Annotated in this window: 14 protein-coding genes, 1 other RNA gene, 1 pseudogene and 1 riboswitch; of the genes and pseudogenes, 12 read left to right on the top strand and 4 right to left on the bottom strand. The window is 66.3% G+C overall.

From position 1 onward, the window contains the following. Positions 1-89 precede the first annotated feature (89 nt). The 9 genes from nrdR (at position 90) to thiL (ending at position 7,354) form a co-directional block, all read left to right on the top strand. Positions 90-614 carry a transcriptional regulator NrdR gene (gene nrdR, locus ABB29_RS09415; protein WP_057658418.1) on the top strand — a complete coding sequence of 175 codons (525 nt, stop codon included), beginning with the start codon at positions 90-92 and terminating at the stop codon, positions 612-614. Positions 615-623: 9 nt separating this feature from the next. After that, complete coding sequence (locus ABB29_RS09420) at positions 624-1,109, top strand: GNAT family N-acetyltransferase (RefSeq protein ID WP_057658420.1); 486 nt, start codon at positions 624-626, stop codon at positions 1,107-1,109. A 131-nt stretch (positions 1,110-1,240) separates the two neighbouring features. Beyond that, complete coding sequence (gene ribD / locus ABB29_RS09425; RefSeq protein ID WP_057658422.1) at positions 1,241-2,338, top strand: bifunctional diaminohydroxyphosphoribosylaminopyrimidine deaminase/5-amino-6-(5-phosphoribosylamino)uracil reductase RibD; 1,098 nt, start codon at positions 1,241-1,243, stop codon at positions 2,336-2,338. A 19-nt stretch (positions 2,339-2,357) separates the two neighbouring features. Then, on the top strand, positions 2,358-3,173 hold the full coding sequence (locus tag ABB29_RS09430) for a class I SAM-dependent methyltransferase (protein WP_057658423.1): 816 nt from the start codon (positions 2,358-2,360) through the stop codon (positions 3,171-3,173). A 67-nt stretch (positions 3,174-3,240) separates the two neighbouring features. Continuing rightward, a riboswitch (FMN riboswitch) is annotated at positions 3,241-3,431 on the top strand. A 196-nt stretch (positions 3,432-3,627) separates the two neighbouring features. After that, positions 3,628-4,239, top strand: a complete 612-nt coding sequence (locus ABB29_RS09435) for a riboflavin synthase (protein WP_057658425.1) — start codon at positions 3,628-3,630, stop codon at positions 4,237-4,239. After that, on the top strand, positions 4,236-5,330 hold the full coding sequence (gene ribB / locus ABB29_RS09440; protein ID WP_057658427.1) for a 3,4-dihydroxy-2-butanone-4-phosphate synthase: 1,095 nt from the start codon (positions 4,236-4,238) through the stop codon (positions 5,328-5,330). Before ABB29_RS09435 ends, ribB begins: the two co-directional genes overlap by 4 nt. A 61-nt stretch (positions 5,331-5,391) precedes the next feature. Next, positions 5,392-5,859: a 6,7-dimethyl-8-ribityllumazine synthase gene (ribH, locus tag ABB29_RS09445; RefSeq protein ID WP_057658429.1), complete on the top strand. Its 468-nt coding sequence runs from the start codon at positions 5,392-5,394 to the stop codon at positions 5,857-5,859. A gap of 22 nt (positions 5,860-5,881) precedes the next feature. Beyond that, a complete protein-coding gene (nusB, locus tag ABB29_RS09450; RefSeq protein WP_057658431.1) occupies positions 5,882-6,352 on the top strand; it encodes a transcription antitermination factor NusB in 471 nt (156 codons plus the stop codon). Positions 6,353-6,382: 30 nt separating this feature from the next. Further along, positions 6,383-7,354 carry a thiamine-phosphate kinase gene (gene thiL, locus ABB29_RS09455; RefSeq protein WP_057658433.1) on the top strand — a complete coding sequence of 324 codons (972 nt, stop codon included), beginning with the start codon at positions 6,383-6,385 and terminating at the stop codon, positions 7,352-7,354. A gap of 1,515 nt (positions 7,355-8,869) precedes the next feature. On the opposite strand, the gene ABB29_RS09460 is transcribed toward thiL, so the two are convergent. From ABB29_RS09460 to ABB29_RS09475, 4 genes and pseudogenes are all read right to left on the bottom strand, one after another. Next, positions 8,870-9,457, bottom strand: a complete 588-nt coding sequence (locus ABB29_RS09460) for a uracil-DNA glycosylase family protein (protein WP_057658434.1) — start codon at positions 9,455-9,457, stop codon at positions 8,870-8,872. Beyond that, a complete protein-coding gene (locus tag ABB29_RS09465) occupies positions 9,454-10,836 on the bottom strand; it encodes an FAD-binding oxidoreductase (protein WP_057658437.1) in 1,383 nt (460 codons plus the stop codon). Before ABB29_RS09465 ends, ABB29_RS09460 begins: the two co-directional genes overlap by 4 nt. A gap of 30 nt (positions 10,837-10,866) precedes the next feature. Next, positions 10,867-11,250 carry a YraN family protein gene (locus ABB29_RS09470; protein WP_057658438.1) on the bottom strand — a complete coding sequence of 128 codons (384 nt, stop codon included), beginning with the start codon at positions 11,248-11,250 and terminating at the stop codon, positions 10,867-10,869. After that, positions 11,240-12,505 (bottom strand): annotated as a pseudogene (locus tag ABB29_RS09475) (penicillin-binding protein activator); the annotation flags it as partial. The pseudogene ABB29_RS09475 and the gene ABB29_RS09470, both read right to left, overlap by 11 nt. A 185-nt stretch (positions 12,506-12,690) precedes the next feature. Between ABB29_RS09475 and rsmI the strand changes: the two are divergent. From rsmI to rnpB, 3 genes are all read left to right on the top strand, one after another. After that, on the top strand, positions 12,691-13,518 hold the full coding sequence (rsmI, locus tag ABB29_RS09480) for a 16S rRNA (cytidine(1402)-2'-O)-methyltransferase (protein WP_057658442.1): 828 nt from the start codon (positions 12,691-12,693) through the stop codon (positions 13,516-13,518). Between the two features lie 80 nt (positions 13,519-13,598). After that, on the top strand, positions 13,599-13,967 hold the full coding sequence (locus ABB29_RS09485; RefSeq protein WP_157062585.1) for a hypothetical protein: 369 nt from the start codon (positions 13,599-13,601) through the stop codon (positions 13,965-13,967). A gap of 36 nt (positions 13,968-14,003) precedes the next feature. Next, an RNA gene (gene rnpB, locus ABB29_RS09490) (RNase P RNA component class A) lies at positions 14,004-14,447 on the top strand. Positions 14,448-14,694 lie beyond the last annotated feature (247 nt).

Raw genomic sequence — 14,694 nt, forward strand, 5'->3', positions numbered from 1 at the left:
AGCAGCCGGGGACCAGGTCACAGCCCGGGCCGCCGGCGGATGACGTCGAAGCTCCGGTACCTGCTTCACCTTCCTCGAACCGGCCACTGATGCATTGTCCCTTCTGCCAGCACAGCGACACCCGGGTAATTGATTCACGTGTGTCCGAAGACGGCGCGACCATCCGTCGCCGTCGTGAGTGCGAGGCATGCGGCGACCGTTTCTCGACCCTGGAGACGGTGGAACTGAAATTGCCGGCGATCATCAAGAGCGATGGCCGTCGTGATGTCTTCGATGCACGCAAGCTGCGGGCCGGGTTTGATCGCGCACTGCAGAAGCGGCCGGTATCCGAAGAGCAGATCGAGGCAGCGGTTCGCGCCGTCATCCAGCAGATGCGGATGAGCGGTGAGCGCGAGCTGGCTTCGCGCCGACTGGGCGAATTCGTGATGGCCGAACTGCGCAAGCTCGACCATGTCGGCTACGTGCGTTTTGCCTCGGTCTACCGCAGTTTCGAGGACGTCGCCGACTTCCGCGAGGAAATCGAGAAGCTCGAACGCGACATTCCCGCCAGCAGCGAACAGCTGTCGCTGCTCAGTGGCGAAGTGGTGCCGATAGACAAGAACAAGAAGCGCTGAGGCCGAGCCATGCCGGTGCGGCTGGATTATCTGTGTCAGCGGCCGGACCTGATTGCTGGCCTGGCCCAGGCCCACGTTGACGCATTCGGTGCGCTGTTGCCCGGCTGGACCGTCGAAGCCGCGGCCGCCGAACTGGCCACCCATCGCCAGGCGGAGGCGATCCCGACCACACTGGTGGCGTTGCAGGACGGACGGTGGCTGGGCTCGGTCAGCCTGCTGCAGAACGATCACGAAGACATCCGCCAGTACTCGCCCTGGCTGGCCAGCCTGGTAGTCACGCCGGAGGCGCGCGGACAGGGAATCGGCCAGCAACTGGTACATGCCTGCGTGGCCCTGGCCGGACGGCTGCAGGTGCCACGCCTGTATCTGTACTGCACGGATGCGGTGGCGTTCTATCAACGTCTGGGCTGGCAGGTGCACGACCACATTGCGTTGGCATCGTTGCAGGTGACGGTGATGAGCATCCAGCCGCCGGCGGCACCCCCGCAGCCGTAGAGGTTCCTGCTGCGCTGCATGCGCTGCAATGTCGTGTGCATCATCCGCTCCGGGCAACGCGATCGTCGCCGGCCTTTGCCGCCCCGCCGCGCTGGCTTGGCTAACGGGCAGAAGCAGGCGATCATGGCCGCATGAGCGAATTCTCCGCGTGGGATCACCAAATGATGGCGCGCGCGCTGCGGCTGGCCGAGCGCGGCGCCTACACCTGCAAGCCGAATCCGATGGTCGGCTGCGTGCTCAGCCATGACGGGCAGATCGTCGGCGAAGGCTTCCACCAGCGGGCCGGCGAGGCGCATGCCGAGGTGCACGCGCTGCGTGCGGCCGGTGGCCGTGCCTTCGGCGCTACCGCCTACGTGACGCTGGAGCCGTGCGCGCATACCGGCCGCACCGGCCCCTGTGCCGACGCGCTGATTGCCGCAGGCGTCAGCGAGGTCGTCGCGGCGATGCAGGACCCGTTCGCGGAGGTCGCCGGCAAAGGCTTCGACAAATTGCGCGCGGCCGGCATCCGGGTCCGGGTCGGCTTGATGGAAGCGCAGGCGCGCCAGCTCAACCATGGCTTCCTGTCGCGGATCGAACGTGGCCGGCCGTGGCTGCGGGTCAAGCTGGCCTGCAGCCTGGACGGGCGGACCGCGATGGCCAATGGCGATTCCAAATGGATCAGTGGCGAAGCCTCGCGGCTGGACGTGCAGCACTGGCGGGCCCGCGCTGGCGCCATCCTGACCGGCGCCGGCACGGTATTGGCCGATGACCCGTCATTGACGGTGCGGCTGGGCGACGACACTGCGTTCGTGCCGCCGCTGCGGGTGGTGCTGGATGCCGGCCTGGCGACGGTCGCCCGCGGCAAGGTCCGAGAGGGCGATGCGCCGACCTTGTACGTGCACGTCGCCGATGCCAAACCACCACGGCAGATGCAGGCGCAGACAGCGGTGGCCGCCGCCGAGGGTGGCCGCTTCGATCTCCTGGCCGTGCTGCGCTTGTTGGCCGCGCGCGGTGTCAACGAAGTCCAGGTCGAGGCCGGTTCGACCCTGGCCGGTGCGTTTGTCGAGGCCGGCCTGGCCGACGAAATCCTGCTGTATGTGGCGCCGGTACTGCTCGGCGACAGCGCCCGACCGTTGTTCTCCGGCCTGGATATCCAGCAGATGATGCAGCGCAGGCATTTCCGGATCGTCGATTCACGTGTCATTGGAACCGATCAACGGATATTGTTACGCCCTTCTCATTCAAGCTAGTCGCACAGCGGAGTCCCTGATGTCGTTCCACGATCATTTTTCGGCGTTGGCCAAGGCCTATGCAGCCTCGCGCCCGACGTATCCGGAGGTGATGTATGAGGCGATATCACGGGTGGTTCCGGCCAGCGCAAGGGTCTGGGAGCCAGGCTGCGGCAGTGGCCAGGCCACGCTCGGGCTGGCCGAGCGCTTCGCCCACGTCTATGCCACCGATCCCAGCGCGGCGTTGATCGAGCGTCATGCGGCGGTGCTGGCCCCGCGCGCCAACGTCAGCGTCGCGGTCGAGCAGGCCGAAACACCGTCGCTGGCCGACAACAGCGTCGGCCTGATTGCGGTGGCCCAGGCCCTGCACTGGTTCAACCGGCCGCGGTTTTTTGCCGAGTGCGAACGGGTGCTGCAGCCGGGAGGCATCCTCGCCGCCTGGACCTACCAGGACATTGTGTTTTCCGATGACCTGGCCGATGTCGCCGAGGCGGTGCGCGATGACATCGACCCGTACTGGCCGCCACAGCGCAACGACGTCGATGTCGGCTATGTCGGATATGCGTGGCCGTTCGAACCACTGCCGGTGCCGGCGATGTGGATGTCGGCCGAATGGAACCTGCCGCAGCTGGTCGAATACTTCGCCAGCCTGTCGGCCTCGGCCTGCTTCCTGGCCGCCACCGGCCGCGACCCGGTCGAAATCCACGGCCCGGAACTGGCCGCCGCCTGGGGCGACCCGCAGCGCGTGCGGACCATGCGCTGGCCGCTGGTACTGCACCTGCGGCGCAAACCGGAGCAATCCGACGCCGCGGAAGAAGCCGGAGCATCGAACGATGCACCGCCAGCCAGCGGCTGAACACTCCGTTGCGGGCCCGGGACAGCGCCCGGTGCTAGAATGCGCGCGCCGGTTCGCCGGCATCACGTAACGTCTTCAGGGCGGGGTGGAATTCCCCACCGGCGGTAGGTTTCCGGCAGCAAACGTTGCCAGTTACAAGCCCGCGAGCGCTTTCGGGAATCTTCCCGGAAGGTCAGCAGATCCGGTCCGATGCCGGAGCCGACGGTCCGGCTTTGCTGCCTGCAGCAGAGCCCATAGTCCGGATGAAAGAAGACAGAATCGCCGCCTGCGCGTTACCGCGCCGGTGCGTCTGCCTCATGCCTTGAGGCGTTTTTCGCTCACTCTTGCGGGAAACGTTTCATGTCCAATCAATCAGCCACTTCAGCGCCCGTCGCGCTTACCGTCGTATCTCCTGGTCGAGGCAACTGCCCTCGAGCCAGCGGCCATCGCGTGTTTGCCCGGGGAGGGTGCTGACATGTTCACCGGCATCATCGAAGGCGTCGGCAGCCTGGCCCACGCAGAAACCCGCGGCGGCGATGCCCGCTTCGTGATCAACGTCGGCAGCCTGCCGTTCGACAACGTGCAACTGGGCGAAAGCATTGCGGTCAATGGCGTCTGCCTGACCGTGGTCGAATTCGACGCCAGCAGCTTTGCGGTCGACGCCTCCACCGAAACCCTGTCACTGACCACCCTGGGACGCCTGCAGCCTGCGGCGCTGGTCAACCTGGAGCGGGCAATGCGACCGACCGATCGGCTGGGCGGACATCTGGTCAGCGGCCACGTCGATGGCCTGGGCCAGGTCGCCGGCATTGAAGAAGATGCGCGCGCACAGCGCTGGCGTTTCAGTGCGCCGGCTGCGTTGCTGCGCTATATCGCCAAAAAGGGTTCGATCTGCGTGGATGGGGTCAGCCTGACCGTCAACGCGGTCGATGAGCGGGGCTTCGAAGTGGCCTTGATTCCACACACCGTCAGCCACACCGCATTTGCGCAGACCCGGGTTGGCGATGCGGTCAATCTGGAAATTGATCTGGTCGCCCGCTACGTCGAACGTTTGCTCGGCGAACGTGGCCAGGGAGCAGGCGCATGAACTTCGCTCCGATTCCCGAACTGCTGGAAGAAATCCGCCAGGGCCGGATGGTGGTCATCGTCGATGATGAGGACCGCGAGAACGAAGGCGACCTGATCATGGCCGCCGAACTGGTCAAGCCGTCGGACATCAACTTCATGGTCACCCACGCCCGCGGCCTGGTCTGCCTGTCGCTGACCCGCGAACGCTGCCAGCAACTGGGCCTGGCGCCGATGGTGCAGACCAATACCGCCCAGTTCCACACCAATTTCACCGTCAGCATCGAAGCCGCCGAGGGCGTCACCACCGGCATCTCCGCCTATGACCGTGCCCATACCGTGCGCACCGCGGTGCGGCCCGATGCCAGCGCCAGCGATCTCAGCCAGCCCGGCCACATCTTTCCGCTGATTGCCCAGCCCGGTGGCGTGCTGACCCGCGCCGGCCATACCGAGGCCGCCAGCGACCTGCCGATGCTGGCCGGACTGGAGCCGGCGGGGGTGCTGGTCGAGGTGCTCAACCCCGATGGCAGCATGGCGCGCCGGCCGCAACTGGAAGTGTTCGCCCGCGAACATGGTCTGAAGATGGGCTCGATTGCCGATCTGATCGCCTATCGGCTGGCCACCGAACACACCGTCGAGCGCATCGACGAGCGCGATATCGAAACCGAATTCGGTCCGTTCCAGCTGGTGACCTATCGCGACCGCATCGCCCACGACCTGCATTTCGCCCTGGTCCGCGGCCAGCCGCAGGCACAGACGCCGACCCTGGTGCGGGTGCAGGTCGAAAACCCGTTGGCCGATCTGCTGCATTGGCGGCGCGAGGATTTCGGCGTCGCCGGCACCGATGCGCTGCGTGCGATTGCCGCGCAGGGGCAGGGGGTGATGGTGGTGCTGTCGGCACCGCGCGACACCGCGGCGCTGCTGGCACGGCTGCGCAAGCAGCCCGAGGCCAGCGGCAACAGCAAGGATGTCGGCCAGTGGCGGCGCAATGGCGCCGGCGCGCAGATCCTGGCGGATCTGGGACTGGGCAAGTTGCGGGTGCTGGGCCCGGCACGGCGTCAGGTCGGCCTGGCCGGCTTCGGCCTGGACGTGGTCGAATACGTCCAGCCCTGATGCCCGGCGCCGCCAGCTGCGCTGACTGTTAAACTGCACGGCCTCGAGGAGTCCACCACCCATGTCCCATTACGAAGGCGATCTGCGAGCTCCGGAAAGCGGGCGTTTCGCGATCATTGCCAGCCGCTGGAACCTGCGCATCACCGATACCCTGGTAGCCGGTGCGCGGCAGGCGTTGGCCGCCAATGGCGTGGCCGAAGACGCCATCGACGTCATCCGCGTGCCCGGCGCCTGGGAAATTCCGTTGGCTGCTGCCCGTGTCGCCGCTGCTGGCGGCCATGTCGCGGTGATGGCGCTGGGTTGCGTGATCCGTGGCGATACCCGCCACTACGAACACGTCGCCGATGGCTGTGCCGAAGGCCTGATGCGGGTGCAGCTGGATTTCGGCGTGCCGGTGCTGAACGGCGTGCTGGCGGTGGAACGGGTCGAGGATGCCGACGCCCGTGCCGGTGGCAGCCACGGCAACAAGGGCGAGGAAGTCGCATTGGCGGCGATCGAAATGGCGCAACTGCTGGAGCAGTTGTCATGAACCACAGCAAGCAGGTGCAACCGTGAACCGACCGCATCACCCCCCGCGCAAAGACGGCGTTGACCCGGTAACCCGCGCGCGTGCGCGCCGGCGTGCACTGCAGGCGGTCTACGCCTGGCAGCTGTCCGGTGGCGACGCCGGACAGATCATCGCCCAGTTCGCGCACGAGCAGGCGCATGAAATCGCCGACCTCGAATACTTCGAGGATCTGGTGCGCGGCGTGATCAAGCACGCGCCGAGCCTGGACGAAGCGCTGCTGCCTTACCTGGACCGCAGCGTCGACGAGGTCGATCCCATCGAGCGTGCGGTGCTGCGCATCGCCGCCTACGAACTGCTGCATCGCATCGACGTGCCGTACCGGGTGGTGCTCAACGAAGCCATCGAAACCGCCAAGCGGTTTGGGTCCGAACACGGCCATACCTATGTCAACGGCGTGCTCGACAAGGCGGCGGTGGAATGGCGGCCGGCCGAACTCAACAGTCGCGCGCGCTGAGCGCGGCGACCTGCCGTTGCCGCCGGCCGCATGAACACCGGTGAATTCGATCTGATCCAACAGATCCGCCGCCACATCGTGGCGCGCGATGACGTGGTGCTGGGCATCGGTGACGATGCCGCATTGCTGCAGCTGCCGGCCAACCGGCAACTGGTCGTGGCGATGGACACGCTGAACATCGGCGTGCATTTCCCGCGCAACACCACGGCCGCCGACATTGGCTGGAAAGCGCTGGCGGTCAATCTCTCCGACCTGGCCGCGATGGGCGCCGAGCCGGCGTGGTGCACGCTGTCGTTGTCGCTGCCCGAGGCCGATGGCGATTGGCTGGATGGCTTCCTGCACGGGTTCACGGCCCTGGCCAGGCAACACCAGATCGCGCTGGTCGGCGGCGATACCACCCGCGGGCCATTGTCGGTCTGCGTCACCGTACATGGTCTGGTGGCAAGCGGAGAGGCCCTGCGTCGCGATGGCGCCCGGCTCGGTGACGACATCTGGGTCAGCGGCAGCCTCGGCGATGCCGCCGCGGCATTGGCGCTGATGCTGGACGAAGATGGCCATCTGCAGGACGGCGACGAAGCACTGCGCCAGCGCCTGAACCGACCGACGCCACGCGTGCCACTGGGCCGGGCATTGCGCGGTGTCGCCCATGCGGCCATCGACGTGTCCGATGGCCTGCTCGCCGATCTGCAGCACATCTGCACTGCCAGCGACGTCGGCGCGCGGGTGCAACTGGCGGCGTTGCCGGCATCGGATGCCTTGCTGCGGGCGGTTGATCCCGAGCGCAGGCAGCAGTTGCAGGCCACCGGCGGCGATGATTACGAACTGTTGTTCAGTGCCCCGGTCAGCGCTCGCCAGGCCATCGAAGGCATCGCACTGGCAACGTTGACCCCGCTGCAGCGTATCGGCGGAATCGTCAATGGAGAGCGGGTGGTTGCACTGGCCGCAGATGGCCACGAATGGCAGCCATCAGAGCCGGGCTATCAGCATTTCTCGTGCAGATAAGCTGATACCTCACCCGTAGAGCGCAGCTTGCTGTGCTGAATTACCCGATGCGGGACATATCGCAGACGCTGCGTGGAAGGCAGCGGAGCAAGCTCCGCTCTACGCATTGCGGCGGGCGCGTGGTCCAGCCGTAGAGCGCAGCTTGCTGCGCTGAACTACCCGGCGCGGGACATATCGCAGACGTTGCGTGGAAAGCAGCGGAGCAAGCTCCGCTCTACGCATTGCGGCGGGCGCACGATCCCAAACGTAGAGCGCAGCTTGCTGCGCTGAACTACCCGACCCAAGACATATTGCAGACGCTGCGTGGAACGCAGCGGAGCAAGCTCCGCTCTACAGATTGCGGAGGGCGCGCGGTCCCAGCCGTAGGGCGCAGCTTGCTGCGCTGAACTACCCGACGCGGGACATATTGCAGACGTTGCATGCAAAGCAGCGGAGTAAGCTCCGCTCTACGCATTGCGGCGGGCGCGTGGTCCAGCCGTAGAGCGCAGCTTGCAGCACTGAACTACCCAACCCAAGACATATTGCAGACGTTGCATGGAAAGCAGCGGAGCGAGCTCCGCTCTACGGATTGCGGAGGGCGCACGATCCTACCCGTAGAGCGCAGCTTGCTGCGCTGAACTACCCGGCGCAGGACATATTGCAGACGTTGCATGGAACGCAGCGGAGCAAGCTCCGCTCTACAGATTGCGGAGGGCGCACGGTCCCACCGGTAGAGCGCAGCTTGCTGCGCTGAATTACCCGACGCAGGACATGTTGCAGACGTTGCGTGGAAGGCAGCGGAGCAAGCTCCGTGCTACGCATTGCGGCGGGCGCGTGGTCCCAGACGTAGAGCGCAGCTTGCTGCGCTGAACTACCCGACGCGGGACATATTGCAGACGTTGCGTGGAAAGCAGCGGAGCAAGCTCCGCTCTACAGATTGCGGAGGGCGCGCGGTCCCAGCCGTAGGGCGCAGCTTGCTGCGCTGAACTACCCGGCGCAGGACATATTGCAGACGTTGCATGGAACGCAGCGGAGCAAGCTCCGCTCTACAGATTGCGGAGGGCGCACGGTCCCACCGGTAGAGCGCAGCTTGCTGCGCTGAATTACCCGACGCAGGACATGTTGCAGACGTTGCGTGGAAGGCAGCGGAGCAAGCTCCGTTCTACGCATTGCGGCGGGCGCGTGGTCCCAGACGTAGAGCGCAGCTTGCTGCGCTGAACTACCCGACGCGGGACATATTGCAGACGTTGCGTGGAAAGCAGCGGAGCAAGCTCCGCTCTACGCATTGCGGAGGGCGCACGATCCCACCCGTAGAGCGCAGCTTGCTGCGCTGAATTGCCCGACCCAGGACATATTACAGACGTTGCATTTGAGGCAGCGGAGCAAGCTCCGCTCTACACATTGCGACGGGTGCACGATCCCAGCCGTAGAGCGCAGCTTGCTGCGCTGAACTAATCGGCGCGGGACATATTGCAGACGTTGCGTGGAAAGCAGCGCAGCAAGCTGCGCTCTACCTGATGTTTGAAGCCGCCAGCGCTAATGCGCCTGCAGCAGTCCGGCGACCCGCTTGCGCAGCCACGGCAGCACGTCATCGGCGAACCACGGATTGCTCTTGAACCAGCGCACATTGCGCGGGCTCGGGTGCGGTAGCGGCAAATGAGTCGGCGCGTATTCACGCCAGGCGGCGACCGTGTCGGTCAGGCTGGCTTTGCGTCGGTCGCCGAGGTGATACGCCTGCGCGTACTGGCCGATCAGCAAGGTCAGGCCGACCTTGGGCAGCAGGGGCAGCAGACGCGGATGCCAATTTTCGCGGCACTCGCTGCGCGGTGGCGCGTCACCTGAACCCAGTTTGCCGGGATAGCAGAAACCCATCGGCACGATCGCGACCGCGCGCTGATCATAGAACGTGTCCGCTTCGATACCCAGCCACTCGCGCAATCGTTTGCCACTGGCATCATCGAACGGGACGCCGGAGGCGTGTACACGTGCACCCGGTGCCTGTCCGGCGATCATCAGCCGGGCAGTGCTGGAGGCCTGCAATACCGGGCGTGGGCCGAGCGGCAGATGTGCAGCGCAGATCCGGCAAGCGCGGATTTCGGTCAATAGAGGACGCAAAGTCTTCATGCTGGCAATACCTTCCCTGGATTGAGAATGCCGTCCGGATCGAGCGCCTGTTTGATGGCGCGCATGCTGTCGAGGGTGGCGGCGCTGAAGGCGTCGGCCATGAACTCGCGCTTGGCCACGCCGATGCCGTGTTCGCCCGACAGCGTGCCATGCAGCGACAATGTCAGCGCGAACAGTCTTGGCAACGCCGCCTGCGCGCGTGCGGTCTGCGCGGCGTCTTCGGGGTCGAACAGGATGTTGACGTGCAGGTTGCCGTTGCCTGCATGGCCGAAGGCGACGATGGGCAGGTCGAACTCCGCCGCCAGTGCTTCGACCCCGGCCACCAGCGCCGGGATCCGCGATACCGGCACCACCACGTCTTCATTGATCTTGCCGTTGGCAATCGTGCGCAGCGCCGGCGATAGTTGCCGGCGCGCGGCCCACAGCTGCTCGCGGCTGGCCTCGTCGGGCGCGGTCTCAAGCGACAGCAGGCCATCGCCGCGCACTGCCTGGCTGACTGCCTGCAGACTGTGCGCCAGGGTCGCCTGATCGCCATCGACTTCGACCATCAACAGCGCACCGGCATCGGCGATATCGGCACCACCGACTTCGCGGGCCAGGCGGATGCAGGCACGGTCCATGAATTCCAGCATCGACGGCGGCACCGGCTGCGCCATCAGCCGAGCGACCGCGGCGGCAGCGCTGCCGACGTCGACGAACAGCGCGCGCAGGCTGGCGCGATGGGGCGCGACTGGCAGCAGCTTCAGGGTGGCCTCGACGATCAGCGCCAGGGTGCCTTCACTGCCGACCAGCAGATGGGTCAGGTCATAACCGGTGGCGTCCTTGCTGGTCAGGCTGCCGCAGCGGATGACCTCGCCGCTGCCGGTCACCGCGGTCAGCCCCAGCACGTTGTCGCGGCTGGTGCCGTATTTGACCGCACGTGGTCCGCCTGCGTTGCAGGCCAGGTTGCCGCCGATGGTGGAGACGTCGGCGCTGGCCGGGTCCGGTGCCCAGAACAAGCCATGCTCGCCGGCGGCCTGCTGCAACTGCGCGTTGATGAGCCCGGCCTCGACGATGGCGTAGCGATCGGCCGCTGCCAGTGCCACGATGCGGGTCATCCGTTCGAACGACAGCACGATGCCGCCCTGGTAGGGAATCGCCGCGCCGGTGCTGCTGGTGCCGCTGCCGCGGGCGACAATCGCCACACGATGCTGGCGACAGGCGCGGACGATGGCCTGGACCTGTTCGATGTTGCGCGGCAGCGCCACCGCATCGGCCAGCGCGTACCGGCGTGAATTGTCCTGGCCGTACTGGCGGCGCGCGGCGTCGTCGCTCAGCCAGCCATCACCGAGTAGTTCGGCCATCTGCTGTTGGAGGGGGGCAGGGAGCTGGCTGTTCATCATTCCATTGTAGGCCGCCGCAAGTGCCGCTCAGCTGCCGTCGGCGCGAAACGCGTCCTTGATCCAGCGCAGGGCAGGGTCATCGGCCGGACCGCTGGCTTCGATCACGTCAAAGCGACACGGTTGCTGGGCCAGTGCCGGGGTGTTGCCGAGAAACATCTGCGCGGCCAGCAGCAACTTTCGTTGCTTGCGCGCATCTACCGAAGCGGCGCCGCCGCCAAAGGCCGGCGACTGCCGATAGCGCACTTCCACGAACACCACGCTGGCGCCGTCACGCATCACCAGATCCAGCTCGCCGCCACGAAAGCGCGCATTGCGTGCCAGCAGGGTCAGGCCGGCGCGCTGCAGATGCTCGCAGGCCGCACGCTCGGCGGCCTCACCGCGGTCACGCCGTTGAACCGCATCAACCGTCATTCGCAACCGGGGTGGTATAGCCGCCCATGAAGGTCGACCACGACGGGCTGCGCACCACGTTGCCGAATCCGTCCAGTTGCAGGGTACCGGTGGCGCCGGGCAGGCGGGTGTTGGCCGCCGTCACCAGCTTGTCCATGTAGCCGGTCAGCAACCAGGCATCGTGGCCGAACGCAAACAGGCGTGCGGCCGGGCCGCGTGCGGTCGGCAGTTGTTCGGCGGCGACGCTGGCGGCGGGCAGTCCAGCCACCCCGCGCGAGGTCCAGGTCTCGGTCGGGAAGATGATCCCGTCCAGTGCGGTGTCGTCTTCGGCCTTGCCGGTGCCGGAGCTGAGCTGCGAGGTCGCCACCCGGGTCTTGGCGCCGAGTCCGGCGAATGCCAGTTGCGGAGTAAGCGCCCGTGCGGTCGAGCCCTTGACCGACAGGAATACCGCATCGACGCCGGCCTGCGCGGCACTGGTCAGTGCCGCCGAGATGTCGCCGGGTTCATCGGCGACACTGATGGTCGAGACCACGCTGCCGCCGCGCTGCTTCATGCGCTCTTCGAAACTGCCGGCGGCACGCCGACCGTTGTCGTCCAGGCCATGGATCACCAGGGCCTTGCCGCGCTCGCGCGCCAGCAGGTATTCGGCCGCGGCCACGCCATCATCTTCCGGCGCCAGCGAAAAGCCGGCGCTGCCGGGCGGCGGCGGATTGTTGCCACGGTTCAGGACCAGCAGCGGCACCGGCAGCTGTGCCTGCTGGAACAGCGCGCTGACCTGGTCCTGGCCAAGCGGGCCGACCACGTAATCGGCACCCTCGGCCACTGCACGCTGGTAGGCCGACAGGGCACCGGTGGCGTTGCCGCTGGTGTCGTAGAACTGGACTTGTGGACGGCGCCGGGTCTCGCCGTAGTAACCGGCCATCAAGCCGTCGCGGACCGGCGCAGCGGCTTTGGCCAGCGAACCGGTCAGCGGCAGCAGCACCGCCAGCTTCACCGGCGGCCGATAGCCGTCGCTGTCGGCAGCTGGACGCGCGGCGGTCTGGCTGGTCCAGGCCTGGGCATTGTCGAATGGTCGAGGCAGCGGCAGGCCACGGCGCAACAGTGCGCGGCCGGCATAGTTGTAGAGTGGGTCACCGGCCGGCAGCGCGGCGGCGCCACTGCTCAGGCTGGCGTTGTCCATGCCCGACAGCAGTGCTTCGATCTGGGCGTCATTGGCGGTGCGCGCCGCGCCGCTCAGCTGCGCGCCTTGCGCGGCCAGCGTGCGCGCCGACTCGAAGTCAGCCGAAAACGCGTGGCTCTTCGGTGTCTTCTCGACGGTCGGAGTGCTCACGCAGCCGGCGCCAGCCAGCGCGGTCGCCAGTGCCAGGGTCAAGATCCGTGCAAATCGCATTTCCATAAGCTCATCAGCGGCCAGACAGGGGAACCGCTACGATTCTACCCCTGCCGAAGGAAAGCCACCCAATGTCCGCTGCCACCCTGTTCATCGTCGCCACTCCGATCGGCAACCTCGGCGACCTGTCGCCGCGCGCGCTGGAGACCCTGCGCGAGGTCGCGCTGGTCTGCGCCGAGGACACCCGCCATACCCGCCAGTTGCTGGCCCATTTCGGTATCGAGCGGCCGCTGCTGGCGCTGCACCAGCACAATGAGGACGACCAGGCCGCACTGCTGGTCGAACGGATGCGCGGAGGTGACTCGATTGCCCTGGTCTCCGATGCCGGCACGCCACTGGTCAGCGATCCTGGTTTCCGGCTGGTCCGTGCAGCACGCGCGGCCGGCATCAAGGTCTCGCCGGTACCGGGCGCGTGCGCGGCGATTGCCGCCCTCAGCGTGGCCGGCCTGCCCAGTGATCGCTTCGTTTTCGAGGGCTTCATGCCGGCCAAGGCCAGCGGTCGCCGCGAACGCCTGGCCAAACTGGCGCTGGAGCCGCGTACCTTGATTTTCTACGAGTCGGCGCATCGCATCGTCGAGTCGCTGCAGGATATGGTCAGCGCATTCGGCGAACAACGCCCGGCGGTGCTGGCACGCGAGTTGACCAAACTGTTCGAGACTGTGCTCGACGGCACGCTTGGCGAGCTGTTGCGGCAGGTCAGCGACGACGGCAACCAGCGCAAGGGCGAGTTCGTCTTGATGGTCGAAGGCGCCGGCGACGATGCCGACGGCAAGATCATCGAGGGCCGCCGGCTGTACGCCAAACTGGCCGAACACCTGCCGCCATCGACCGCCGCCAAACTGGCCGCTGAACTGAGCGGCGCACCGCGCAAGGCGTTATATGGCGGCGTCGGTGAATGAGCCGATGCGTGCTGCCATCGCGGGCTGGCACGTCGCTACCGGCGCCGGGCATTAGCTATGGAGCTGGCGCGGTGCCTATGATGCTTGAAGTCGAAGCCGCAAAGATGGCAACGACGATCACCGTATCAGGAGGCTGCATGAGTACGACTATTCTGGATGCAAGGGAAATGCGCGCGGCGATCAGTGATCGCATCCTGCGTTATGACGATGGCGCGGAGCAGCGCTTCCACGCTGACGGCAGTACCGAATACCGCGTCGGCGACGAGGTTCAACCCGGACGTTGGGAGATTGAAGGTGATGATTACGTGTCGCTGTGGCCGCCTTCTTCACACCGCGATCTCTATCAGGTTCAGGCCACTGGCGACGGCAGCGGTGCGATTACCGGCCTGACCTTCATTCACCGCCGCAGCGGCGATCGCTTTTCCGGCCATTTCATCAGCCACTGGTGAGCGCCTGCTGGCCTGCCGTGCGACAATGCGCGCGGCGGAGTCGGCCAGACAGTCGCGTCATCCCATGCCTGCATGGGGTGCCGAGGAAAGTCCGGGCTCCACAGGGCACGGTGCCAGGTAACGCCTGGGCGGCGCGAGCCGACGGAAAGTGCAACAGAAAGATACCGCCGAACGGTCCTGTCACCCCTTTGCTGCCTTCATGACGAAGCGGCTGTACTTGACGGCAAAGCCGGCCAAGTGGCTCGCGGAGACGGCAGAGGGGTGGCAGGATGCGTGGCAAGGGTGAAATGGTGCGGTAAGAGCGCACCGCGAGTCTGGCAACAGACCGGCACGGCAAACCCCACCGGGAGCAAGACCAAATAGGGAGGCTATGCTGCGGCCCGCAGTGTCTCCGGGTAGGTTGCTTGAGCGCAGCGGTGACGTTGCGCCTAGAGGAATGACTGTCCACGACAGAACCCGGCTTACCGGCCGGCTCCGCCGCTTTTGCCGCTTTTCAAATGCGCCAACGGCGCTTTTGAAAAGCCCCACGGTTTGCTGCGCAAACAGTGGGCCCCGGGCCATGGCTCCCAGACCCCCGCTCGTGCCTGCGGCACTCGCCGCCCCCTAACTTAGGGGGCTCATCAGAAGCGGCTCCGTTCTGCTCTCCGCTTACGACGGAGCTTGCAAACCCAACAATGCTTTACTGTCTTGGATAGCATCGCTAACTGCCCCCTCCCCCGTTTACGGG

The sequence above is a fragment of the Pseudoxanthomonas dokdonensis genome, assembly GCF_001431405.1.
Lineage (GTDB): Bacteria > Pseudomonadota > Gammaproteobacteria > Xanthomonadales > Xanthomonadaceae > Pseudoxanthomonas_A > Pseudoxanthomonas_A dokdonensis.